This is a genomic window from Vreelandella sulfidaeris Esulfide1 (assembly GCF_054072535.1).
Map to the genome: position 1 here is coordinate 1543747 of NZ_CM133364.1, position 23593 is coordinate 1567339.

The 23593-nt window shown below is 52.8% G+C and carries 29 protein-coding genes; 19 read left to right on the forward strand and 10 right to left on the reverse strand.

The features are described 5' to 3' along the window. Positions 1-3: 3 nt before the first annotated feature. From lptA to ACW44H_RS07085, 4 genes are all read right to left on the reverse strand, one after another. Positions 4-522: a lipopolysaccharide transport periplasmic protein LptA gene (gene lptA, locus ACW44H_RS07070; protein ID WP_457508034.1), complete on the reverse strand. Its 519-nt coding sequence runs from the start codon at positions 520-522 to the stop codon at positions 4-6. An 11-nt stretch (positions 523-533) separates the two neighbouring features. Beyond that, the gene (gene lptC, locus ACW44H_RS07075) at positions 534-1103 is read right to left on the reverse strand and encodes an LPS export ABC transporter periplasmic protein LptC (protein ID WP_457508036.1); all 570 of its coding nucleotides are present in this window, start codon (positions 1101-1103) and stop codon (positions 534-536) included. Further along, positions 1104-1646, reverse strand: a complete 543-nt coding sequence (locus ACW44H_RS07080; RefSeq protein WP_457508038.1) for a KdsC family phosphatase — start codon at positions 1644-1646, stop codon at positions 1104-1106. A 64-nt stretch (positions 1647-1710) separates the two neighbouring features. Continuing rightward, positions 1711-2697: a KpsF/GutQ family sugar-phosphate isomerase gene (locus ACW44H_RS07085; RefSeq protein WP_457508040.1), complete on the reverse strand. Its 987-nt coding sequence runs from the start codon at positions 2695-2697 to the stop codon at positions 1711-1713. A 368-nt stretch (positions 2698-3065) separates the two neighbouring features. Between ACW44H_RS07085 and ACW44H_RS07090 the strand changes: the two genes are divergently transcribed. From ACW44H_RS07090 to hisD, 9 genes are all read left to right on the forward strand, one after another. Beyond that, positions 3066-3887 (forward strand): ABC transporter ATP-binding protein, encoded by an 822-nt coding sequence (locus tag ACW44H_RS07090; protein ID WP_113268183.1) that lies wholly within the window; start codon positions 3066-3068, stop codon positions 3885-3887. A 36-nt stretch (positions 3888-3923) separates the two neighbouring features. After that, positions 3924-4724 (forward strand): lipid asymmetry maintenance ABC transporter permease subunit MlaE, encoded by an 801-nt coding sequence (gene mlaE / locus ACW44H_RS07095; protein ID WP_113268182.1) that lies wholly within the window; start codon positions 3924-3926, stop codon positions 4722-4724. 16 nt (positions 4725-4740) lie between these two features. After that, on the forward strand, positions 4741-5205 hold the full coding sequence (gene mlaD, locus ACW44H_RS07100) for an outer membrane lipid asymmetry maintenance protein MlaD (RefSeq protein ID WP_457508043.1): 465 nt from the start codon (positions 4741-4743) through the stop codon (positions 5203-5205). Between the two features lie 79 nt (positions 5206-5284). After that, positions 5285-5926, forward strand: a complete 642-nt coding sequence (locus tag ACW44H_RS07105) for an MlaC/ttg2D family ABC transporter substrate-binding protein (RefSeq protein ID WP_457508961.1) — start codon at positions 5285-5287, stop codon at positions 5924-5926. Next, a complete protein-coding gene (locus ACW44H_RS07110) occupies positions 5923-6261 on the forward strand; it encodes an STAS domain-containing protein (RefSeq protein WP_457508045.1) in 339 nt (112 codons plus the stop codon). The genes ACW44H_RS07105 and ACW44H_RS07110 overlap by 4 nt, the downstream gene beginning before the upstream one ends. 92 nt (positions 6262-6353) lie before the next feature. Beyond that, a complete protein-coding gene (locus ACW44H_RS07115) occupies positions 6354-6605 on the forward strand; it encodes a BolA family protein (protein ID WP_113268179.1) in 252 nt (83 codons plus the stop codon). 10 nt (positions 6606-6615) lie between these two features. Then, positions 6616-7878: a UDP-N-acetylglucosamine 1-carboxyvinyltransferase gene (murA, locus tag ACW44H_RS07120; RefSeq protein ID WP_113268178.1), complete on the forward strand. Its 1263-nt coding sequence runs from the start codon at positions 6616-6618 to the stop codon at positions 7876-7878. Between the two features lie 77 nt (positions 7879-7955). After that, entirely contained in the window at positions 7956-8609 is a 654-nt protein-coding gene (gene hisG / locus ACW44H_RS07125; RefSeq protein ID WP_113268177.1) for an ATP phosphoribosyltransferase, read from the forward strand. 13 nt (positions 8610-8622) lie between these two features. Next, complete coding sequence (gene hisD, locus ACW44H_RS07130; protein WP_457508048.1) at positions 8623-9951, forward strand: histidinol dehydrogenase; 1329 nt, start codon at positions 8623-8625, stop codon at positions 9949-9951. Between the two features lie 105 nt (positions 9952-10056). Here the strand turns inward: hisD and ACW44H_RS07135 are convergent, their stop codons facing one another. Next, the gene (locus tag ACW44H_RS07135; protein ID WP_457508050.1) at positions 10057-11313 is read right to left on the reverse strand and encodes a Do family serine endopeptidase; all 1257 of its coding nucleotides are present in this window, start codon (positions 11311-11313) and stop codon (positions 10057-10059) included. A gap of 127 nt (positions 11314-11440) precedes the next feature. Here ACW44H_RS07135 and ACW44H_RS07140 point away from each other — a divergent pair, with 127 nt between their 5' ends. Next, the gene (locus ACW44H_RS07140; RefSeq protein WP_457508052.1) at positions 11441-12202 is read left to right on the forward strand and encodes a Nif3-like dinuclear metal center hexameric protein; all 762 of its coding nucleotides are present in this window, start codon (positions 11441-11443) and stop codon (positions 12200-12202) included. Positions 12203-12296: 94 nt separating this feature from the next. Here ACW44H_RS07140 and ACW44H_RS07145 read toward each other — a convergent pair whose 3' ends face one another. Continuing rightward, on the reverse strand, positions 12297-12755 hold the full coding sequence (locus ACW44H_RS07145; protein ID WP_457508054.1) for a YhcB family protein: 459 nt from the start codon (positions 12753-12755) through the stop codon (positions 12297-12299). Positions 12756-12962: 207 nt separating this feature from the next. Between ACW44H_RS07145 and zapE the strand changes: the two genes are divergently transcribed. The 8 genes from zapE to ACW44H_RS07185 all read left to right on the forward strand — a co-directional run bounded on the left by zapE (position 12963) and on the right by ACW44H_RS07185 (position 19364). After that, positions 12963-14147 (forward strand): cell division protein ZapE, encoded by a 1185-nt coding sequence (gene zapE / locus ACW44H_RS07150; protein WP_457508056.1) that lies wholly within the window; start codon positions 12963-12965, stop codon positions 14145-14147. A gap of 197 nt (positions 14148-14344) precedes the next feature. Further along, complete coding sequence (rplM, locus tag ACW44H_RS07155; RefSeq protein WP_113268171.1) at positions 14345-14773, forward strand: 50S ribosomal protein L13; 429 nt, start codon at positions 14345-14347, stop codon at positions 14771-14773. Positions 14774-14786: 13 nt separating this feature from the next. Beyond that, complete coding sequence (gene rpsI, locus ACW44H_RS07160; protein ID WP_008958669.1) at positions 14787-15176, forward strand: 30S ribosomal protein S9; 390 nt, start codon at positions 14787-14789, stop codon at positions 15174-15176. A gap of 210 nt (positions 15177-15386) precedes the next feature. Then, positions 15387-15986, forward strand: a complete 600-nt coding sequence (gene petA, locus ACW44H_RS07165; protein WP_113268170.1) for a ubiquinol-cytochrome c reductase iron-sulfur subunit — start codon at positions 15387-15389, stop codon at positions 15984-15986. Next, positions 15986-17248 carry a cytochrome b gene (locus ACW44H_RS07170; RefSeq protein WP_113268169.1) on the forward strand — a complete coding sequence of 421 codons (1263 nt, stop codon included), beginning with the start codon at positions 15986-15988 and terminating at the stop codon, positions 17246-17248. The genes petA and ACW44H_RS07170 overlap by 1 nt, the downstream gene beginning before the upstream one ends. Continuing rightward, positions 17248-18015 carry a cytochrome c1 gene (locus ACW44H_RS07175; RefSeq protein WP_113268168.1) on the forward strand — a complete coding sequence of 256 codons (768 nt, stop codon included), beginning with the start codon at positions 17248-17250 and terminating at the stop codon, positions 18013-18015. Before ACW44H_RS07170 ends, ACW44H_RS07175 begins: the two co-directional genes overlap by 1 nt. Positions 18016-18164: 149 nt before the next feature. Beyond that, on the forward strand, positions 18165-18791 hold the full coding sequence (sspA, locus tag ACW44H_RS07180; protein ID WP_113268167.1) for a stringent starvation protein SspA: 627 nt from the start codon (positions 18165-18167) through the stop codon (positions 18789-18791). A 66-nt stretch (positions 18792-18857) separates the two neighbouring features. Next, a complete protein-coding gene (locus tag ACW44H_RS07185; protein ID WP_457508059.1) occupies positions 18858-19364 on the forward strand; it encodes a ClpXP protease specificity-enhancing factor in 507 nt (168 codons plus the stop codon). 82 nt (positions 19365-19446) lie between these two features. Here ACW44H_RS07185 and ACW44H_RS07190 read toward each other — a convergent pair whose 3' ends face one another. The 4 genes from ACW44H_RS07190 to ACW44H_RS07205 form a co-directional block, all read right to left on the reverse strand. Continuing rightward, the gene (locus ACW44H_RS07190; protein ID WP_457508061.1) at positions 19447-20019 is read right to left on the reverse strand and encodes a BON domain-containing protein; all 573 of its coding nucleotides are present in this window, start codon (positions 20017-20019) and stop codon (positions 19447-19449) included. Between the two features lie 97 nt (positions 20020-20116). Beyond that, the gene (locus tag ACW44H_RS07195) at positions 20117-20707 is read right to left on the reverse strand and encodes a phosphoheptose isomerase (protein WP_113268164.1); all 591 of its coding nucleotides are present in this window, start codon (positions 20705-20707) and stop codon (positions 20117-20119) included. A 21-nt stretch (positions 20708-20728) separates the two neighbouring features. After that, positions 20729-21100 (reverse strand): YraN family protein, encoded by a 372-nt coding sequence (locus tag ACW44H_RS07200; protein WP_457508063.1) that lies wholly within the window; start codon positions 21098-21100, stop codon positions 20729-20731. Continuing rightward, positions 21090-22595, reverse strand: a complete 1506-nt coding sequence (locus ACW44H_RS07205; RefSeq protein ID WP_457508065.1) for a penicillin-binding protein activator — start codon at positions 22593-22595, stop codon at positions 21090-21092. Before ACW44H_RS07205 ends, ACW44H_RS07200 begins: the two co-directional genes overlap by 11 nt. A 133-nt stretch (positions 22596-22728) precedes the next feature. Between ACW44H_RS07205 and rsmI the strand changes: the two genes are divergently transcribed. Next, positions 22729-23586 (forward strand): 16S rRNA (cytidine(1402)-2'-O)-methyltransferase, encoded by an 858-nt coding sequence (rsmI, locus tag ACW44H_RS07210; RefSeq protein WP_113268162.1) that lies wholly within the window; start codon positions 22729-22731, stop codon positions 23584-23586. The last annotated feature ends 7 nt before the right edge of the window (positions 23587-23593 follow it).

A 23593-nucleotide genomic window follows, 5' to 3' on the forward strand; every position in this document is an offset into this window, starting at 1 on the left:
CTCCTACTGTTCCGGCTGAAGAGTCATGCGTATGCGCTGGGACTCGCTGCCATCAACGTCAGAGCGCGCTTGAATCACCTCACGGTCAATAAAATACTCAAGGCGACCGCCTCTAAAAGTATCCTCTTGCTGAATGAGCTCGGCTTGGTCGATCAACTCTACACGGCGCTCGGCGACGTGATAGATAATACGCCTCGCCCAGCCTTCGGTAGGGCCATCTTGCCCTTCAGCTTGATGGCGTAAATAGGCGCGCTCACCGGTGGCCGTCGCCAGGGCAAGCTCGCCTGCCTCATTGCGTTCAATTTCTACCCGCTCGCCACGTAATTGCATTTCGCCTTGACGAATTTCTACATCTCCCGTGTAAACGGCGGTGCCTGCCCGCTGATCAAGGTCTAAGCGGTCTGCTTCCACTTCTACCGGGGCCTGTTGTGAAGAAGTGCCCGTTTGGGCCAGTGCCGATAGCGGTAGCGAAAGCGCAAAAAAGCTAGTGTAGAAAACGGCTGTATAAATGATAGCTTTCATGGTGATTCCTATTAGCGTTGCGTGGCCGGAGGATGTATACCGCGCACATTATCAGTTAAGCGAACCTGGCTATCGTTAAGCCACGCGTCCATACGTGAAGCCGTCATCTGCTGGGGCGGTTGCTGCAACACTACCGGTGTTTCACTCCACGCGTGCTGGTTTAATCCATCATAATGCAATAGCTCGGTATCTAACTGCCAACCTTCGTCTGGAGCGATCAGGTTAGCCGAGCCTGACAGTAACAAGGCTTGGGTAGAGGAGTTGAGCATGCCGACATCGGCGCTGGCTAACCACTGGCGATTCTCACTGTCATACAATATTGCTTTGGGCGCTTCTGTCCAGGTCTCGCTTCGCTGGGGAGTATGAATGAGGCGTGGTGTTTCTAACGACTGCATAATGCTGCCACTATCACCAAATAACGTAATTTCAGCGTTTTCGAGTACGTGGCCCGGCTCCTGCGCCTGCGCTTCAGGATCGATGGTAATGTCTTGAGGTCCACGTGGGTCAAGCCAAACCAGCAGTACGCCCAAAGAGAGCACTAATCCGGTTAGCCAGACGCGCATTTTAAGCCGTTTAAACATTTACTTAAGACCGTGCAGATAGGTGTCGAGCACCGCGCCCCAGTGCCCCTGAGCTTCAAGCAATGTATCGCAAATTTCGCGTGCAGCGCCGTGGCCCCCTAGCCGCTCAGTAATCCAATCGGCATGAGTGTGCATATAATCCGGCGCGTTAGGAACGGTAATGCCGACGCCACAACGTTTAATAGCCGCTAGGTCAGGGAGGTCGTCACCACAATAGGCCACCTGTTCCAGCTCTATATCAAGTCGCTGGCAAAGCTCGCGCAAGGTAGAGAGCTTGTCTTCGCTGCCTTGATGGACATGGTCGATGCCAAGTGCTGCGGCGCGTTGGCTAACCATAGATGAATCGCGTCCCGTAATCAGCGCAACGTGAATGCCTACACGTTTGAGCAGTTTCAGCCCATGGCCATCCTGGGTATGGAACGCTTTGATTTCGATGCCGTCGGCCTGAAAATACAGGCGGCCATCGGTGAGTACGCCGTCAACATCCAGTGCTAGTAAGCGCACACGGCGGAGCCGATCAATTAGCGCAGCAGGTAGGGTCATAGAGCCTCCATTTCATTAAATTCGTAAAGCGGGTCGGTAACGCTATTCAAGTAATGCTAATGCGTTAAATAACGCCGCTGGCGAGCAGGTCATGCATATGTAAAGCCCCGATAGGGCGCTGTTGGTCATCAACGACGGCTAGCGCTGTAATCCGGCTTTCTTCCATTATACGTACTGCTTCGGCTGCTAAAATGTCGGGGCCAATGCGTTTGCCCGGTCGAGTCATGACATCATCAACGAGGACATCATGCAGGTTATGAAACTGATCCAGCGTGCGTCTAAGATCACCGTCTGTATAGACTCCGGCTAGGCGTCCCTCGCTATCGACCACGCAGGTGAAGCCTAACCCTTGCCGGGTGATTTCTAATAACGCGTCGCGCAGCGGGCTTCCCAGTGGAACCTGAGGTAGGCGCGCCCCATCGTGCATCAGGTCTCTGACACGCAGCAATAAGCGCTTTCCCAAACTGCCGCCTGGATGAGAAAGGGCAAAATCTTCAGCGGTAAAACCACGCGCTTCCAAAAGCGCGACAGCTAAAGCGTCGCCCAGGGCGAGCGCCGCTGTAGTGGAGCTGGTGGGTGCCAGATCGAGTGGGCATGCCTCACGCTCAACACCACTGTTCAGATGCGCATCGGCGTGCTTAGCAAGTGTGGAATGGGGGCGCCCCGTCATGCTGACAAGCGGTGTGCCCAGACGCTTAAGCAGCGGTAAGAGTGCAGTGACCTCGGCGGTTTCACCGGAGTTAGATAACGCCAGTACGACATCTGCGCGGGTGATCATGCCCAAATCGCCATGGCTGGCTTCGCCGGGGTGAACAAAAAAAGCTGGCGTGCCAGTACTGGCTAGCGTCGCCGCTAGCTTGCCAGCAATATGTCCCGACTTACCCATGCCGGTCACTACCACGCGTCCTTGGCAGGCGAGGATTAACTCGCAGGCACGGTCAAAGCTCTCATCTAGCTTAGCCTGCAGGCCGCCAATAGCTGCCTGCTCAATTTGCAGCGTACGCAGTGCGCTTTCGCGAAGTAGGCTGGGCGGAGCGATAGGCTGGCGCATAGCGTTTTCTCTTAACAATTGAAAATATACACAGTCGTCACCGCCAATAATAACACCTCGATACCCCTTATAGGCAGTAGTTGAGTTCGTTAGCCCTGAGTGCGTAGGGCGTTTAGGGCATAGATATTCAAGCCACAGGTACTCAAGACATAGCCACTCAAGATATAAAGTGATGAATCCACAGAACGATGACGCGGCTGAGTTAATAATGGACTCATCATTAAGAGGGCTTAATCGCTCAATATTGATAAGTAGCGTTATAGTACAATGTTCGATAATGTTATAGAAACGCTGTTTTTTAACTGTGATAGTGGCAACTAGGGTATGATAGCTACCCTTGTTTCGCCGCGTTAAGAGTCAACTGATCCATGATAGATGCTCCTTTTATAGAAGTTATAGATCTTCACTTCTCTCGTGGCGATCACGAAATTTTCCGTGGCGTAAATATGACCATTCCGCGCGGAAAAGTAACCGCCATCATGGGTCCAAGCGGTACCGGTAAGACAACGCTGCTTAAACTGATCGGCGGACAACTGACGCCAGAGCGTGGGCGTATATTGATCGATGGCCAGGATGTGCACCGGCTATCCCGAAAAGCGCTGTTTACGCTACGCAAACGCATGGGGATGCTATTTCAAAGTGGCGCACTGTTTTCCGATTTAGACGTATTTGAAAATGTTGCTTTTCCACTACGTGTGCACACTGATTTGCCCGATACGATGGTGCGCGACCTAGTGCTGCTAAAATTGCAGGCGGTTGGGCTGCGCGGGGCGCGGCACTTAACGCCCGCAGAGCTATCTGGAGGCATGGCGCGGCGGGTCGCTTTGGCCCGTGCCGTCGCGCTGGACCCAGAGTTGATTTTGTATGACGAGCCGTTTGTCGGCCAGGATCCCATTTCAATGGGCGTGCTGGTGCAGCTAATAAAACGCCTTAATCAGGCGCTGCAGCTGACCTCTGTGGTGGTGTCTCATGACATAAAAGAGACCTTGAGTATTGCGGATTACCTCTACTTGATTGCTGACGGTCAAGTCGTCGCCCATGGTACGCCGCAGACATTAGACACCAATCAAGACCCTCGAGTTTCCCAGTTTATTCACGGTGAGCCCGATGGGCCGGTGCCATTTCACTATCCCGCCGAGGCGTTTTACCGCGATATTTTGGGCGGGCCACCGATGACAAAGACAGGCTAATTGCTTCAATGCAGGGTAAATACAGGGCAGGGACAAATGCAGTCAAAATTTTCTAACGGCACCGCGCGCATTACCCGACTGGGGCGTCGAGGGTGCGATTTACTGGAAGCGTTAGGCCGCGCAGGGGTGTTTCTCTTCCAATCTGCTATCGGCGTGCCATCTCGCGAAGGTTGGCGGTTATGGTTACATCAAATGCACTTTGTCGGTGTGCTTTCCCTCGCCATAGTGCTGGTGTCTGGGCTGTTTATCGGTATGGTGCTGGCGCTTCAGGGTTATACCATTCTGGTCGATTTCGGCGCTGAGCAGGCGCTTGGGCAAATGGTGGCGCTGTCGCTGTTGCGCGAACTGGCGCCGGTCGTGGCCGCGCTGCTGTTTGCTGGCCGTGCGGGCTCGGCATTGACCGCTGAAATCGGCCTGATGAAAGCCACTGAACAGCTCACTAGCATGGAAATGATCGGTGTTGATCCGTTGCGCCGCGTGGTGGCCCCAAGGCTGTGGGCAGGGTTCGTGTCCCTTCCCATACTAACGGTGGGGTTCAGTGTGGTAGGTATCTGGGGAGGCTATTTGGTGGGCGTCGAGTGGCTGGGTGTGTTTGAGGGATCCTACTGGAGCAACATGCAGGCCAATGTGGCGTTTATCAACGATGTTGGTAACGGCATGATCAAAAGCGCGGTGTTTGCGCTGGTGGTGACCTGGATCGCCGTCTTCCAAGGCTATGATCTGGTGCCGACGTCGGAAGGAATATCGCGTGCTACGACGCGGACGGTGGTGTATTCGTCGCTTGCAGTTCTGGGGCTTGATTTTATGTTGACTGCCGTCATGTTTGGCGGCCTTTAATGGGTGGAGCAGTTTCATGAAACGCAGTAAAACCATGGAGTTCGGTGTTGGTCTGTTTATGATCGCTGGCATCTTGGGGCTGGTATTTCTCGGCTTGCGTGTTAGCGGACTCACGCTCTCTGCGCCCGCACAGTCATTTGAGCTAGAGGCCAACTTTGCCAATATCGGCGGTTTGAAGCCACGTGCCCGAGTCACCATGGCTGGCGTGACGGTGGGGCGGGTAGAAGCGATTGAGCTAGACACTGAATGGTACGATGCGCGGGTGGTACTGAGTCTCGATAGTGAGCTGGAAGGCCAGCTTTCAAGAGACTCAATTGCCTCTATTCTAACGGCGGGGCTGTTAGGCGAGCAGTACATCGGTTTAAGTGTGGGTGGGGACCCCGATATGCTGGAAGATGGCGATACGATTCGTGATACCCAGTCGGCGCTGGTGTTGGAAGAACTTATTCAGCAATTTGTGTCCAATATGGCAAGTAATTAATGTTGCAAATAACGAAGCATTCATCCAGTGCATTAACGTGTACGGGTAGGGAGATACGGTTATGAATGGAATTAAATCAATGCTGGGTCGCTGGTTAGTGGTTGTGGCAGCAACAATGGTAATGCTAGCGCCATTGCAATTACATGCGCAGTCTCAATCGCCAGAGGCGTTGGTTCGCGATAATGTTGAATCGCTGATGGCTGATCTTGAAGGTCGCAAAGATTATTACGCCAATAACCTAGGTGAGCTTGAAGCATTAGTGGACCGCAATCTCGACCAGGTGGCGGATTTTCGTTACATCGGCGCCAGCGTGATGGGTAACTATTTCCGCAATGCTACGCCCGAACAGCGCAGCCGTTTTGCCGATGTGTTTCGTCAAACCTTAATTGACACTTATACCCGTGGGCTGGTGACATTTGATTATGACGAGTTGCGGGTATTGGATGCCCAGCAGACTCAGCGCTACGACGATCAAGCGAGCGTCGCCATGGAAGTGGTCGCTAATAATGGGCAAGTATACCCCGTGAGCTATAGTCTACGGCTTTCAGACGGCGAATGGCGGGTTGTTAATGTGATCGTCAATGGCATTAACCTTGGCCTGACGTTCCGCAATCAGTTTGACCAAGCTATGCGCGATAATAATCGCGACTATGACGCTGTTATCAATGGTTGGTCGCCCGAGGTAGGTGTTGAAGAGCTAGAGCAGGGAGGCGATGCGTGATAGCGCTGTTTTCAGACCCTAGCGTTACCGTTAATGTAGAAGACGCAACATTAATGGTAGTGGGCGATGTTGATGTAACGCTGGCGGCCGATTTGGCCGCCAGTGGCGTTAAATGGCTCAAGCATACCGAACTAACCGCAATTAGTTTCGACTTTAGTCGCGTCGAAAGAGCTAGTAGCGTTGCCATCAGCGTACTGTTTGAATGGTTGCGCATCTGTCAACAACGCGCTATTCAGGTTCAAACTATCCACTTTTCAGCACCGCTTCGCCGACTTGCCTCATTGGCTGAGTTGGATGATTTGATTGAGCAACCCGCGGCTACCATGGTTGTTTGACGGAGTGGCATCGCCAAGCGCGCTGCTTTTCTTTATTATGTCGACCCAATTACGCTCATTAATAAAGATGACCACCAAAGGAGTTTTGTGCCATGCAACCCAACGAGGTAAAAGCACTGCTTGAATCCCGTATCGACGGATGCCAGTTCTATATCCAGGGTGAAGGCTGTAACTTTCAGGTGATTGCGGTTGGCGATGCCTTTGAAGGTCTCTCTCCAGTCAAGCGTCAGCAGCTTGTCTACGCTGCCCTGAGTGACGAGATCGCCTCCGGTGCACTCCACGCTATTAGCATCAAAACGTTTACTCCGGCGCAGTGGCAAACTGCGCCGGAAAACGTCCAATAACGGTTGCTCCATGGATAAATTAATCATTACCGGCAACGGATCGGTAGACGGTGAAGTGTGGGTGAGTGGGGCCAAAAATGCAGCGCTGCCTATTCTATGTGCCAGCCTGCTGGCCGATGGCCCTGTAGTGATTGGTAATTTGCCTCACTTGCAGGATATTACCACCACCCTGGAATTGTTGGGTCGCATGGGTGTTGAGCCGGTAATGGGAGAAAAGCTGAGTATACAGCTAGATGGCTCCCAGGTTACCCAGTGCCATGCGCCTTACGAACTGGTCAAAAAGATGCGGGCTTCCATCCTGGTGCTGGGGCCTTTGCTTGCCCATTTTGGTAAGGCCGATGTATCGCTACCCGGCGGCTGCGCCATTGGCTCACGCCCTGTGGATTTGCATATTCGTGGCCTAGAAGCCATGGGCGCGGAAATCCGAGTTGAGGCTGGCTATATACGGGCCCGCGTGGATGGCCGCCTAAAAGGGGCGACCATCTACTTCGATACCGTGACGGTGACGGGTACCGAAAATCTGCTGATGGCCGCGACGTTGGCCGATGGCAAAACTGTTTTGGAAAATGCTGCCCGCGAGCCGGAAATCGTCGACTTGGCAGAGTGCTTGATCAAAATGGGTGCCAACATCAGCGGGCATGGAACAGATACCATCACGATTGAGGGTGTCGAAAAACTGCACGGCTGCGAACATGATGTAATGCCTGATCGTATCGAGACGGGTACGTTCTTAGTGGCAGCTGCCATGACCGGGGGGCGAGTGAAGGTCAAGCGTACCCGCGCGGACATCTTGGACGCAGTGATTGCCAAACTGGAAGAAGCGGGGGCCGATGTCACCAGCGGCGATGACTGGATTGCTTTGGATATGCACGGTAAGCGACCAAAAGCGGTGAATATTCGCACCGCGCCATATCCTGCTTTCCCTACCGATATGCAGGCCCAGTTCGTGGCGATGAATGCAGTGGCTGTGGGGCACTCACGGGTGGTTGAAACCATCTTTGAGAACCGTTTTATGCACGTTCAAGAGCTTAACCGTATGGGCGCCAATATTGTTCTGGAAGGGAACACTGCCTTGATTGACGGGGTTGAAAAGCTTTCCGGCGCGCCGGTGATGGCGACCGACCTACGGGCCTCTGCCTCGTTGGTCATTGCAGCGATGATGGCCGAGGGCGAAACGTTGGTGGATCGCATCTACCACATTGATCGTGGCTATGAATGTATCGAAGAAAAACTACAGTTGCTGGGTGCGCGTATTCGCCGTATTCCCGGCTAAGCCCTGCTATAACGCTCGCTTACTATTATTTCTGCATGCTACTGGCGCTTGCATGCTATTAACCATTGGCCTAAACGATGAGTAAGCAACTGATTTTAGCCCTCTCGAAGGGTCGTATTCTGGAAGAAACGCTGCCTCTATTAGCCGATGCGGGGATTACCCCCGCAGAGGATCTAAGCAAAAGCCGTAAGCTGCTATTTGATACTAACTTGCCAGACGTAAAGCTGGTGGTTATTCGTGCAACTGACGTGCCCACCTATGTGCAGCTAGGCGCTGCCGATGTAGGTATTGCTGGTAAAGATGTACTGCTTGAACACGGGGCCGAAGGGCTTTATGAACCGCTAGATCTTGAGATTGCTCGCTGCAAGCTGATGACGGCGGGCGTCACCGGCCAACTGCCTGCGCGTGCGCGACGCCGGGTAGCTACCAAGTTTGTGAATGTGGCGCGTCGTTATTACGCCGAACAGGGCATCCAGGCCGAGGTGATTAAACTCTATGGTGCTATGGAGTTGGCGCCGTTAATGAATTTAGCCGACGAGATTGTCGATATTGTTGATACCGGCAATACCTTACGGGCGAATGGCATGGAGCCGCGTGAGCTTATTGCCCATATCAGCACCCGGTTGGTGGTAAATAAAGCGGCCATGACCATGAAGCATGAGCGTATCAAACCACTACTGGCCCGCTTGGATAGCGCCGTTAAGCAGCGTCAGAGACAGCTTGCCGAATGATAGGAGGTGACCTATGAGCGATCCCAAAAGCGAACAACGTGCTGCCACGGTTTCGCGCTTGTCGACAAGCGATGCCACTTTCCATCATCAGCTCGATGCGCTGTTAGATTGGGAAGGTGTTTCGGATAAGGCGGTTCAGGCGCGTGTAGAAGAGATTCTTGCCAGCGTTAAGCAGCGCGGTGATGCAGCAGTCATTGAGGCTACCAACCGCTTTGATCGGCTCTCAGCGACCTCCATGAAAGAACTGCAGCTAACACCTGAGCAGTTAAAGCAAGCGTTTGAGAACTTGCCTTCCGAACAGCGTGAAGCGCTCTCCAGCGCCGCTGAGCGCATTAAGCGCTACCACGAACGTCAAAAGCCTAGCTCCTGGCAATACGAAGAGGCTGACGGCACGGTGCTGGGGCAGAAAGTTACGCCACTGGATCGCGCGGGTATTTATGTCCCGGGTGGTAAAGCGGCTTACCCTTCATCGGTATTGATGAATGCGATTCCTGCGCACGTGGCCGGTGTTCGTGAAATCGTGATGGTCGTGCCTACCCCTGATGGCATATTAAATGAATTGGTGCTGGCTGCGGCACATTTAGCCGGCGTCGATTACGTTTTCACTATCGGTGGCGCCCAGGCGGTCGCTGCGCTTGCTTATGGCACTGAGAGTGTTCCTCGTGTCGATAAGATAGTGGGGCCGGGTAATATTTATGTGGCCACCGCAAAGCGTGCGGTGTTTGGCCAAGTGGGGATCGATATGATTGCCGGGCCTTCAGAAATTATGGTGGTTTCTGATGGGCAGACCGATCCAGACTGGCTGGCAATGGATTTGTTCTCGCAAGCCGAACACGACGAAGATGCCCAAGCGATTCTGGTTAGCTGGGATGCTGAACACCTGGATGCCATTGAGGCGGCGATTGAGCGGCTGCTTCCAACGTTAGAGCGCGAAGAAATCGTGCGTGAGTCGCTGCAAGCGCGGGGTGCCTTGATCCATTGCCAGGATATTCAAGAAGCCATTACGCTGATTAATCATATCGCCCCCGAGCACCTGGAGCTTTCGGTCGCTGCCCCAGAAACATGGGTAGACGATATCCGACACGCAGGTGCGATCTTTATGGGACGTTACACTGCCGAAGCGCTTGGTGATTACTGTGCGGGTCCCAATCACGTTTTGCCTACCTCTGGCACGGCGCGCTTCTCTTCACCGCTGGGCGTTTACGATTTCCAAAAGCGCTCTTCCATTATTCACTGCTCTGCGGACGGTGCTTCTGAGTTGGGTAAGATCGCTTCGATATTGGCGCGGGGAGAGTCGTTAACCGCTCACGCCCGCTCAGCCGAGTACCGTATTCGAGACTAAAGAAGCCCGTGTGGTTTACACCGTGCCAACGCGCCGTGACGCATTCAGGTCGTGACGCATTCAGGATGCTAGCGATGTGTTCGTCGTAATATATTGTTAGTCGTACTATGAATCGCGTTGGCCGGATATATTTTCATTAATCGGAATAGCGGGAAGCGGGCGTTCGCCAACTTCTAGCGTCATTTCCATGCGCTCACCGCTACGTACAATGGTTAGCGGGAGTGATGTGCCCGGCGGTATGGAGGCAATTTCACTCATTGTGGAGCGAGCATCTAAAATTGGCTGTCCGTCGACGGCAAGGAGTACATCCCCCGGTTCCAGCCCTGCTTGTGCCGCTGGGCCGCCGCTCACGACACCTGCAACGATGACGCCTTGGGGTGTTTGCAAGCCAAAGGACGCCGCCAGTTCTCGTGACAGCGCCTGTGCTTCAATGCCTAACCAGCCGCGAATGACCCGCCCCTGTGTGACCAGTTCATCGAGTATGCTGTGAGCAAGGTTGGCGGGGATCGCAAACCCAATGCCCTGAGAGCCTCCCGAGCGCGAGAAGATCGCGGTATTAATGCCGACCAAAGCGCCCTCTGGGTTGACCAGCGCGCCCCCGGAGTTACCTGGGTTGATAGCGGCATCCGTTTGAATAAAATCTTCGTAGGCGTTAAGCCCGAGATGATTGCGCCCTGTGGCACTAATAATCCCCATGGTGACTGTCTGGCCGACACCGAAAGGATTGCCAATGGCAAGCGCTACGTCACCCACTGCTACATCGGCTGAGTCCGTCAGTTCAATGACAGGCAAGTCGTCCAGTGCAATCCTCAGTACAGCCAAATCACTTTCAGGGTCAGTGCCGATCACTTCGGCAAGCGTTTCCCGCCCATCACGCAAAGCGACCTGGATTTCATCGGCGCCATTGATGACATGGTGGTTGGTCAGTACGTACCCGTCCTCGCTGACAATAACACCAGAGCCCAGGCTGGAGAGCATGCGTTGATGGGTGGTGGCATCATCCCCCTGGCTATTGAAAAATTGCTGGAAAAAGGGATCTGACATCAACGGGTGTTGGTCGCGCTCAACAATACGTGAAGAATAAATATTAACCACTGCAGGGGCGGCTTGCTCCACTGCCCGTGAGTAACTCACTGGCCCCTGGTGACGAGATAGTGGCGCTGCCTGATGTATTTCAGGTTCAGGGCGGTTAGGGACTGGCTCTACTGCTGTCGGCACCGAAGAAACAAGGGGAGCAGGTGCCTGAGTTGGTGAACTGCTAAATGGATTGGGCAATTCCTCTGGGAGTGCAAGCAAGATTAATACAGCAAGCAGCACGCCAGCAATAACGGGCCAGAGGTAAGGCAACACATAGCGTCGCATGCAATAAGTTCCTTGGCAGGTCGATCACGTGTTCGCGATAAAAAGCAGCGAGTTTTACAATGGTTTTATGGTAACACTTTCTTAGCATGTTCCTCACGGGTGCAGTTAAATCAATAAAGGAGTCAATATGATCTGTCGTGACCAGCTAGTAGCGGCCTGTGACCATCAACTGCGTGCTGCACAGTTTAAAGATTTTACCGTTAACGGTTTACAGGTGTCGGGTAGTGAGCAGGTGAAACGTGTGATGACGGGCGTTACTGCCTGTCAGGCGCTACTGGATGAAGCGGTCGCCTGGCAGGCGGACATGGTGCTGGTGCATCACGGCTATTTTTGGAAAAACGAGCCTGTTGCGATTACTGGCATGAAGCAGAAGCGGATCAAAACATTGCTGGATAACAACATCAGTCTATTGGCGTATCATTTGCCTTTGGACGCCCACGCTGAAATGGGTAATAACGCTGAGCTGGCCAGGCGGCTGGGGTGGAAAGTAGAGGGTTGCCTGGATGGTGAGCTGGGTGAAGGGTTGTTGTGGTCGGGGCGATTAGCCCAGCCGCTCTCAGTCAAAGCATTGGGCGAACAAATTGCGCACACGTTACAACGCCAGCCGTTGATCATTGAGGCGCCGCAGGTAGGGGATATCGAGCGCATCGCGTGGTGTACCGGCGGCGCGCAAGACATGATTACTGCTGCCTTTGAAGCGGGTGCGCAGGCGTTCGTATCGGGCGAAATATCGGAGCGAACCACACATTTAGCGCGCGAAATGGGTATTCACTATATTGCCGCAGGGCACCATGCTACTGAGCGTTATGGAGTTCAGGCATTGGGAGAGTGGTTAAGCGATGAGTACGATGTTGAGCACCGCTTCGTAGACATTGATAACCCAGCCTAAGTCTAAAGAAGGGGCCCCGAGTTGCCGTTGAGGATTTATGGGCAGCTATTCGGGGCTGGGTTTGTCAGTTTCAATCGGTCAATTTCAATCAGTGCTAGTAGCGTGGGGGCTGGGGTGTTGCCGCCTCGTGGCTTTTCAAGCCAAAGTCTTCGGATAATGTGCCGCCCTTGCCATCAGCGTAGTCGCGGGGCATGGCGGGGGGGCTGGTACTTTCTGTTGCCTGCTGTTCTGGCGTGGAATTGATGCCGGAAAGATCAAGGCTGGGCTGAATGGCTGCATCGCGAATATTCCATTCTGCTGCATCTTCCTTGAGCTGAAGTTCCAGTTGGCTCGCTTCCTCGCGTATGTTGTTAAGTCGCTGGTAAATACCATTTAAATGACTGCCCACGCTACTCTTCATTTCGGCAATTTGGTGTTCGCGCTCGAGTAGCTTTTGGCGCATGGAAGCAGCCTCACGCTGGCTCTTGCTGAGTAAGCGATAAGCGACCATTCCAACGATCAAACCGACGATGAAGCCGATCACGGCAAAAAATATTGGTGAGCTTGCGTCCACAGTGTTCCCCCTGGCGCCTTAATAAACAGTTAGGCTGCATTAACTAGCAGCTTAAGAATCGAATCAGGTTGCCATTATAGGCGTCAGTCAGCCGGTTGGGTCAATCCGCTCATGCGCTTAGAAGTCTCTCCGGGTATAATCACAGGCTAATCTTAGCTGTCAGTGGTTATGCTGGCTGCTGCCTTACAGGCTGTAGGAGGCGAGTGCATGTCATCAATATCTGCGGGTAGGGCAGCGTCAAAATCGCGCCCTGCATCGCCTATGGAGCGCTATCAAGCGGACTTGGAGCGCGATGATTTTCAATATGACCCGGCGCAGGAGTTGGCGGTAAAGCATCTACAGCGACTTTACGATGAGCTTGTTTCCGCGCCGACGCCAATGCCCAAGGCATTGGTCGCTAATAAAGGTCTAAAGGCCAAAATGGCGGGGTTAATCGGCAAAAAGGCGTCATCAACTGATGAGCCTGTCGTGCCTCGGGTTAAAGGGCTCTATTTTTGGGGTGGGGTGGGGCGTGGAAAGACCTACTTAGTTGATACGTTTTATGAAGCATTGCCCTTCCCCGATAAAATGCGCACGCATTTTCATCGTTTTATGCAGCGCGTCCATAATGAATTGACCCACTATAAAGGTGAAAAGAATCCATTAACGCTAATAGCCAGCAAGTTCGCTACTGAGGCACGGGTAATCTGCTTTGATGAGTTTTTTGTCAAGGATATTACCGATGCAATGATCCTTGCCAACTTGTTGGAAGCGTTGTTTGAGCGTGGGGTGGTGCTGGTAGCCACTTCAAATATCGTGCCTGATGATTTATACAAAGAGGGGCTTCAGCGTACCCGCTTTTTGCCCGCCATTGAGCTTGTAAACCGCCACTGTGAAGTGGTTAACGTTGACTCGGGTGTTGATTACCGACTACGCGCATTAGAGCGTGCTGCGATCTTCTACTCGCCACTGGATGAGGCGGCAGAGCAGGAGTTGTCAAGGAGCTTTCGAGCCATAGCGGGGAATGAAGGCGAGGCGGAGGCGTCGCTAGAAGTGAATCACCGAGTGCTTAAAACACACCGCCTGCATGACGATGTTGCTTGGTTTGAATTTCTGGAGCTCTGCGATGGACCGCGTAGTCAGAATGACTATATTGAGCTAGCCAGGGAATTTCATACTGTGCTGGTTTCTAACGTCAGTCGTATGGATGCCAAAAAAGATGATCAGGCGCGTCGGTTCATCAATATGGTGGACGAGTTTTATGACCGCGGCGTCAAGCTGCTAATGTCAGCGGAAGTGCCAATTGAGCAACTCTATAGCGGTGGAAGGCTGACGTTTGAGTTCCAGCGTACCCTCTCGCGTCTGCAAGAAATGCAATCGCAGGAGTACCTTGCGTTGGCGCATAAGCCTTAGGATTTGTGTCTTTAAAAATTGACCAGCGGGATGGCTAAGAAAAATCTCGATACGGCTTAACTTGTCAGTATCTTTACTGTAGAATGCCGCCTCGCTGCATGTTGCTAGCGTAAGCTTGCAACCAAAAAGAATAGGGATGGTGCTTCGCCGTACAACGGTGTAAGTCACCCAATACATTTAATCTGGTGATTTCATCCATGAAGACGTTCAGTGCTAAGCCGCAGTCCGTCCAGCGCGACTGGTATGTAGTCGACGCTACGGACAAAACGCTCGGTCGTCTGGCAACCGAGATTGCTCGCCGCTTGCGTGGTAAGCATAAGCCCGAATTTACCCCTCACGTTGATACTGGCGATTACATCGTCGTGATCAACGCAGAGAAAGTCCATGTAACTGGTAACAAGGCGAAGGCTAAAACCTACTACCGCCACACAGGTTACCCGGGCGGTCTGCGCTCAATGACATTCGACAAGATGCTTGATCATGCGCCCGAGCGTATCATTGAGTCTGCCGTTAAAGGCATGTTGCCGAAAGGTCCTTTGGGCCGTGCCATGTACACTAAATTGAAAGTGTACGCTGGCGCCGAGCATCCGCATGCTGCCCAACAGCCGCTTGAACTGAACATCTGAGGAAATCTTCGCCATGACACAGCAGTATTACGGTACCGGGCGCCGCAAGACTTCCACCGCTCGCGTGTTTATGAAGCCGGGCTCTGGCAAAATTACTGTCAACAACCAAGACCTCGACCTCTACTTTGGTCGCGTTACCGGTCGCATGGTTGTTCGCCAGCCGCTTGAGTTGACTGAAACGCTAAGCCAGTTCGATATCTTCGTGACTGTCGCTGGCGGCGGCGGCTCTTCTCAAGCAGGCGCTATTCGCCACGGTATTACCCGTGCCCTGATGAACTACAACGAAGATCTACGTCCTTCGCTACGTGCCGCTGGCTACGTAACACGTGACGCACGTCAAGTTGAGCGTAAGAAAGTCGGTCTGCGTAAAGCACGCCGTCGTCCGCAGTTCTCTAAGCGTTAATTTTTTACGCTATGCGGCAAAACGCCCAGGTCACCGACCTGGGCGTTTTTTTATTGGAATATCAAAAAATTATATCGCTTGTACCACCATGGTCACGGGCGGTAGTTCTTGTGCATGACGCTTTGTTTTTTTACCATAGAGCGTATTTAATATTCGTCGCCGCAAGACGCCTTTGCGGCGGAACGGGTAAGCTGATGGGAGAAACCTTAAATGGCAGATAACGGCGTAAACAAAGGCCGACGCCGTTTCCTCGTAGGCGCCACCTCCGTTGTGGGTGCGGTAGGTGCTGTCGGGGTTGCGGTCCCCTTTGTGGCTTCTTGGCAGCCTAGTGCCAGGGCAAGAGCGGCGGGTGCTCCCGTTCAAGCGGATATATCCAAGCTTGAGCCTGGGCAGCGGATGACCGTCGAATGGCGGGGACGTCCAATTTGGATTATCCATCGTACACCTGAGATGATCGAGCGCACTGAGTCGCTAAGCGATGAGCAATTGGCTGATCCTAATTCGGAGGTGCCACAGCAACCCGCTTATATCGAGGGTGAGCTACGCTCCATTAGACCCGAAATTGGGGTGCTGATCGGTATTTGTACGCATCTAGGCTGTTCGCCGCTATTCCGGCCAGAGCCTGACGCTGAGGGTGTTGGCGTTGAAAACTGGCCGGGGGGCTTCTTTTGCCCTTGCCACGGTTCTCGCTTTGACTTGGCTGGTCGCGTGTTCACTAATGTTCCTGCGCCGACTAACCTTGAGGTGCCACCCTATCGCTTCGAAAATGATGACATCATTATCGTTGGCGAAGATGAGGAGACTGCCTAATGGGTAATCCGATTAAAGCCAAGGCGGAAAAAGGCGGCTTCATGCGGTGGGTGGATGACCGCTTTCCTGCGACACAGATGTGGGAAGACCACATATCCAAGTACTACGCGCCGAAAAATTTCAATTTTTGGTACTTCTTTGGCTCATTAGCGATGCTAGCGTTGGTTAACCAGATCCTGACTGGGGTTTGGCTAACGATGAGTTTTAATCCCTCAGCAGAAGGTGCTTTCGACTCAGTCGAATACATCATGCGTGATGTGGAGTGGGGGTGGCTGATTCGCTATATGCATACGACAGGCGCCTCTGCTTTCTTTGTCGTTATTTATCTGCATATGTTCCGTGGTCTTTTGTACGGTTCTTACAAAGCCCCGCGCGAACTGGTGTGGATCTTCGGCATGGCCATCTACCTGGCGCTGATGGCAGAAGCCTTTATGGGCTACCTTCTGCCATGGGGACAAATGTCCTATTGGGGTGCCCAGGTCATTATCTCGCTGTTTTCCGCTATTCCTGCAATCGGCCCCGACCTGGCACAGTGGGTGCGCGGTGACTTCCTGATTTCAGGCATTACCCTGAACCGTTTCTTTGCGCTGCATGTCGTTGCGCTGCCGATCGTTATTCTAGCGCTCGTGGTGCTGCATATTATTGCGTTGCATGAAGTGGGTTCCAACAACCCCGACGGTATCGATATCAAACAGAAAAAGGATGAAACCGGTAAGCCATTAGACGGTATTCCTTTCCACCCTTACTACACGGTTAAAGACATTGTCGGTGTAGCGGTGTTTCTGTTTGTCTTCTGCGTGGTGGTGTTCTATTTCCCTGAAGGTGGTGGCTACTTTATTGAGAAGCCCAACTTCGAACCAGCGAACCCGCTGCAAACACCTGATCATATTGCGCCCGTGTGGTACTTCACACCGTTCTACGCGATCCTCCGAGCGATCACCTTCTCGGTGTTTGGTCTGGACGCCAAGTTCCTGGGTGTTGTGTTTATGGGTGGCGCTATTGCGGTGTTATTCGTGCTGCCTTGGCTGGATCGTAGCCCTGTGCGATCAATGCGTTATAAAGGCTGGATCTCGAAAATCATGCTGCTGCTATTTGCTATCAGCTTCGTTATTCTCGGTATTTTAGGTGTATTGCCATCCACTGCAGGGCGAACCATTCTGGCGCAAGTATGCACCGTCATTTATTTCGCCTTCTTTGTCTTGATGCCTGTCTACACCAAGCTGGAGAAGACTAAACCCGTTCCGGAAAGGGTGACTGGCTAATGAAAAAGTATCTATTTGGACTCCTTTTCGCGTTAGCGCCAGTAACAGCGATGGCTGCAGGAGGCGCAAGTGTGCCTCACTCGATGGATCCTGATCTGCAAGATCAGGCCTCGCTGCAAAATGGTATGAAACTCTATGTTAACTATTGCATGGGTTGCCACTCGCTAGAGCATCAGCGCTTTTCGCGAGCGGCGGAGGACTTGGGAATTCCTCAGGATTTGGTTGAAGAAAATCTCATTTTTTCGCCAGATTTGGCCTATAACGACCAGATGCATAATGCCATGGATAGCGGCAATGCAGAAAGCTGGTTTGGCGCGCCACCACCAGACTTAACGCTAGAAGCGCGTCTGCGTGGAACTGACTGGATTTATTCCTATTTGCTCGGTTTCTATAAGGATCCGAGCCGTCCAACGGGCGTTAACAACACGGTGTTTGATTTGGTAGCGATGCCTAACGTGTTGGAGCCTCTGCAAGGTGTACAAGAGTTGGTGTGCGCTGAAACTGACCATCCAGTAGAAGGACAAGAGCCGGATGCGTTATCAGGTAAGTACCAGTCTTGTAACGTGCTGCAAGTGACCGAGCCGGGTCGGCTCGAGCCTGCTGAGTTTGAGGAGGCGATGTATGATCTTACCAACTTCCTGGCTTACGTAGGCGAGCCTTCCAAGCTTCAGGCTCAAGCGTTGGCGCCTAAAGTGCTGATCTTTATATTTATTTTTGGTGTGATTGCTTACCTGCTCAAGCGTGAGTACTGGCGAGATATCCACTAATTAGCAGCTGCTGATGGTCAGTAAGGCGCACGGCGTAAGCCGTGCGCCTTTTGCTTGTTAGCATGGCAATAAAGCAAAGCAAGCTAGCTTCCCCTAAGGGAGTGCTGGCGTGTTATTATCCAAGATTGTTTTGATGTGAGGATGCTTTCATGGGTGTTGTGGCCAAGCGGTCGTCGATGATCTTTTACTCAGGTAGTGATGATCATTTCAGTCATCGTGTGCGCATTGTGTTGGCCGAGAAGGGGGTTGCCGTCGATATTGTCGATGTTCTCGACGAAAAACCACCGGAAGAGCTGGCAGACCTCAACCCGTACAACAGTGTGCCTACGCTGTTAGATCGTGACTTAGTGCTGTACGAGTCTAAGGTCATGATGGAGTACTTGGATGAGCGTTTCCCTCATCCTCCGCTATTGCCTGTTTATCCAGTAGCGCGTGCACAAAGTCGCTTATGGATGCATCGCATTGAGCGTGAGTGGTGTCCAATGGTCGATCAGATCCGTAGCGGTGGAAAGAAAGAGGCGGACAAGGCGCGTAAAGAGCTGCGCGAAAGCCTGATTGGTATATCGCCTATTTTTGAAGACATGCCTTACTTCATGAGCGAAGAGTTTACGCTGGTGGATTGCTGTTTAGCGCCTGTTCTTTGGCGTTTGCCAGAACTCAACATTGAGCTACCTGAAAAACAGGTGAAGCCGTTGTTGGCATACATGTCACGAGTATTCGAGCGTGAAGCGTTTAAGGCATCTTTAAGCGAGCGTGAAAAAGAGATGCGCGCTTGAATTCATTCGGCTCCTTTGTGCTTGATAAAGGCTGGGAGCCTTACTTGTAAGGAGGAGGGAGTCTAGATGAAATCGAGTCGACCCTATCTCGCCCGAGCACTCTATGAGTGGTTGTTGGATAATGAGTTAACGCCTTACCTAGTCGTTGATGCTACCTTGCCAGGTGTAGAGGTGCCTCGCCAGTTCGTTCAGAATGGCCAGATTGTCTTGAACGTGGCGCCGACAGCCGTTCGCGATCTATTCATGGAGAATCAGGCAATAGGCTTTAATGCGCGCTTTGGCGGGCAGCCGATGCAGGTGATGATTCCGACGCCGGCCTTGATTGCTATCTATGCCCGGGAAAATGGCGCTGGAATGGTCTTTGGCCAGGAGCCCGAGCTGAGTGACGGGGCCGAGACTTTTGGGGATGTGGAAGACGAGGAGAGTCCCTCTAGCAAGCCAGAGTTATCGCTTACTGAGCCTGTTACCGAAAAGAGCAATGATCAATCTGAAACGCCAACGGCAGGGTCTGAAAAAGAGGCTCAGTCGAAGGGCAAGGCGAAGAAGAAGCCAACCCTGCGAGTTGTAAAGTAACGAGCCAGAGTGTTCAGTAAAAGCCTCGCTTATTAAGCGAGGCTTTTTTTATAGCGGCTGGAACGTGGTGGGGCGGGGTTGCTTAATCAAGGTAGTCAAATACTTTGACGATCCGTTGTACGCCGCCCACGCCGGAGGCTGCGTTGACGATTCTGTCAGCCTCTTCACGGGTAACGCGACCCATCAAATATACGCTGGCGTTTTCGGTGGTGACTTTGATTTTGGAGGAGTCGATGCGGTCATTGGTGGCCAAGTGGCTAATGACGTTAGTGGTTAGCCAGGTGTCAGTTAAGCGCTGACTGGCCGGTAGGCGGGCGGCAATGGTGAGTTCGTTATGAACTTCATTGACCCCACGCAAGCTTTCGGTGACTTCTTCTGCCATGGTGCGTAGCTCTTCACTGGGTACTTGACCTACCAGTAGTACAACACCGTCAAATGCATGAGCACGAATACGGGCGTCGCCCAGTCGCGCATCGGCACGCTCAAGTGCGTCATCAACTTCACGCTCAATGGTGGCGTCAATGGCTTCAACGTCGTCGCTACGTTGGGCATAGTTTGACTGATTGGAGGCTGAGTTGTTGGCGCAGCCACTGATAAAGAGTACCGCGCAAAGCGCAACGGCCATGAAGCCGCGAGAGGGAAGACGTTGGGTCATCGGTATGACTCCTTGGTGCTGGCAGTTAAATCATTGAGTGAAAAGCGTTCAGGTAAAGATAGTGTTCATGGCAGCGCAAAGAAGCGTTGTAGGACTTTTAAGCGCTGCCAAACAGTTGTTCGTCAATAAGATCGCATAAGCAGTGAATCACCAGCAAGTGAACTTCCTGAATGCGCGCTGTTGAGGTGGCAGGGACGCGGATCTCACAGTCATCCTGGCCTAGGAGAGATGCCATATCTCCACCGTCGCGGCCGGTTAGGGCGACCACGGTCATGTCGCGGTCATGCGCAGCTTGAATAGCTTGCACAATATTGCCCGAATTGCCGCTGGTGGAAATAGCCAGTAATACATCTCCCGGCTGCCCCAAGGCGCGGATTTGTTTTGAGAATACCTCATTATAGCTATAGTCGTTAGCAATTGAGGTTAGCGTAGAGGTATCGGTGGTGAGCGCCAACGCAGGCAGGCTTGGCCGTTCACGTTCGAAGCGATTGAGTAGCTCAGAAGAAAAGTGTTGGCTATCTCCAGCACTACCACCGTTACCGCAGGTAAGAATTTTTCCTTCGCTAACAAGGCACTGCACCATCATTTGGCTTGCTACTTCAATAAAAGGCGGAAGTACTTCGCTGGCATAAGTTTTGGTATCGATGCTGGCGTTAAAGTGGCCGAGTATACGAGCTTGAAAGTCCATCAGGGCTTCCCGGTTATAGAATCAAAAGGCATCAAAAGCAGCTTTCGCCCAGTTAAATTCGAGATTGGGCAGCTTGCCAGTAATCGCCAGGATATCAAAGCGGCAAGGCGATGAAAGTCCATTGCGGGCGATATAGAGTCTTGCTGCGCGCACCAAGCGTTGCTGCTTCTGGTAAGTGACGGTTTCCAGTGGATGGCCATAGCGCGTTGTGGTGCGATATTTGACCTCGATAAAGACGAGAATATCGCCATCTCGCATTACCAAGTCAAGCTCACCCCCTTTCACGTAATGGTTTTGTGTAATAAGGATGAGCCCTTGTTGGGCTAACCATTGAGCGGCAATTTGCTCAATGGCAGCGCCACGTGCCCGGGCGGTGTGGGCATTATTCGTCACTGTCATTCAGATTAGGGATTAAAATAGGTGACGGAACGCCGTTCTGGAATTTTGCCCAGGGTAGCTCGCGGTGAATGCGCCCATCATCGCTTAAGTAAAGCGTTCCGGTGCTGCCCTTAAGGCCGTTCATTGCGCCCAGGTTGGAAAAGCGAGTGGCCAGTTCATAGGCATCTACGCCCATTGCCATTAGTCGAAACATGGAGGCGTCGGACTCGTCGCGTAAGGTCTGGTAAGTTGATGCAAAGGGAAGGGCTTCTTCGCCACCAACAGCAGCATCGGGAATCTGCCAAGGAATATCCATAAACACGACGTCGTTTAAATCTTGGTCAAGGCGAGTTTGCAGGCGCCCTTCATGCAAATGTGACGTGGCGTAGATAGGCAGGTTGGGGGCGTAGTAATAGTCCATAGTCGGCGGTACTTGACGCGCATATTCCGGCAAGGCTAGCAGGAAAAGAGCATCAATATTGCTTAGGCGTGCGCGCTCACCACTAACGTTGAGGGCGGTCTGGACGGCGTTAGAAACAGAGCTATCCGGGTTGTAGCGTACGGCGTTGGTGATTTCACCGCCCTGGCTCTGCCACTCATTCCAGAAGGCTTCGCCTACACGTCGGCCCCAATCGTTATCCGGGACCATCATGGACATTTGGCGATGACCGTCCTGCCAGGCGCGGCGAGCAGCTTGACGCGCCTCGTCTTCAGCTGAAAGGCCGTACTGGAAGAGGCGCTGTGCTTGGTTGCTGTCGCTGCTACCGTAGTTTAACGCCAGTGTCGGGAGGGGCACGCTGTCGCGCTGCTCGAGTTGGGTGACTTGGTCCTTATCGAGTGGGCCAATAATTAATTGAGAGTTCATCTGCTGAGCGCGATCATAGAGCTCATCTAATGTGTAGCGTGAAGCGTCCAGGAAGCTTAACTCGACATTGCCACCTTTGACTTCGTGGTGCTGACGCATGGCGGTAGCGATGGTGTTGGCTACACTGCTTAGCGGGCCAGATTCTGGTAAGGCAACGACGATACGACGTACTGTCTGACCTTCAAGTTCGGGTAGCGCAATGCTAACCGCGCTAGGCTGATCAAGCGCTTCGCGGGCCCAGCGCTGGCGTTCTGCCAACGTTTTTTGCTGATTAGCCTGCATCGGTAGCTCGTCGTCAAGCACCTGAGTAGCACGTAGCACTGCACGCGGTTCATTTAAGGCGCGGGCAAGTTCAGAGAGCAGTAAGGCCCAGCGCACACGATCCGCTTCAGATAGCAAGCTCTCCTCAATTCCATCGGCGGTTTCGAAGGCTCTATCACGCTCACCTTGCCGGGCTAGAATATTGGCCGCTTCCAGACGCGTTTTAGCGGCTTGCTCTGGTGCTTGCTGTTCTGCTTGGCTAAGCAGTTGCCCGGGGTCTTCAGCAGGCACGCGATCCACTACGCTGGGCGGTTGCATTGCACAGCCAACAACGAGAAATGCCATGAGGGTAGTGGCGAGTAAGCCACGTAATGACTGTTTCATGTATCCTTCCTTAAAGTTTCCATTTGCGTTGTAGCTGCTTATCAATGATTGCCGAGGCTTCTGTGAAAGCATAGCGCACCGGCAGAGCAGGTCATCAACGAACCAAAAGTCATCAACGAATCGAGAGTCAACAATGACAGACCATAATCCGGGCACATTGTACGTGGTTGCCACGCCAATTGGGAATTTGGATGACTTAACCGCACGTGCTGCTCGGGTCTTAGGGCAAGTAACACGGGTTGCCGCTGAAGATACCCGTCATAGCGGCCGTCTGTTGGCGCACTTAGGGCTAAATAAGCCCATGCTCTCTTTACACGAGCACAATGAAGCGCGCCGTGTGGATACCTTGGACAGCTATCTCACCGCAGGTGAAGATATTGCCTTGATTAGCGACGCAGGAACACCGTTGATTAGCGATCCTGGATTTGTGCTGGTACGCGAATTGAGGGCGCGCAATCGCCATATCGTGCCTATTCCTGGTCCTTGTGCGCTGATCACTGCGCTGTCGGGCGCAGGGTTGCCCACCGACCGGTTTGTCTTTGCTGGCTTTTTGCCCGCAAAGCCTGGCGCTCGACGTCAAGCGCTAGATGGTTGGAAAACCCGTGAAGAGACGCTGGTTTTTTACGAATCGCCTCACCGTATCGTGCACACTCTCGAGGCGTTGCAGGAGCAAATGGCCGATCGCGATGTGGTGTTGGCACGAGAGCTAACCAAAACGTTTGAAACATTTCTGCATGGCACGCCTGCATCGTTACTTGAACAGTTAACCGCTGACCCTAACCAAGCGCGTGGTGAATTCGTGGTGATTGTTGCCGGAGCCCCACCGGTTGAGCAGGGTGAACACCAGGATATATCAGCGGAGGCTTTGTTAGAGGCGCTGCTGGCAGAGGGCGTGGGCGTTAAGCAGAGTGCTGCGATTGCAGCGCGAATACTCGGTGGACGCAAGCAAGCTTGGTATGCTCGTTTGCAAGCAATTAAAGGCGAGCATTGAGGCAAGT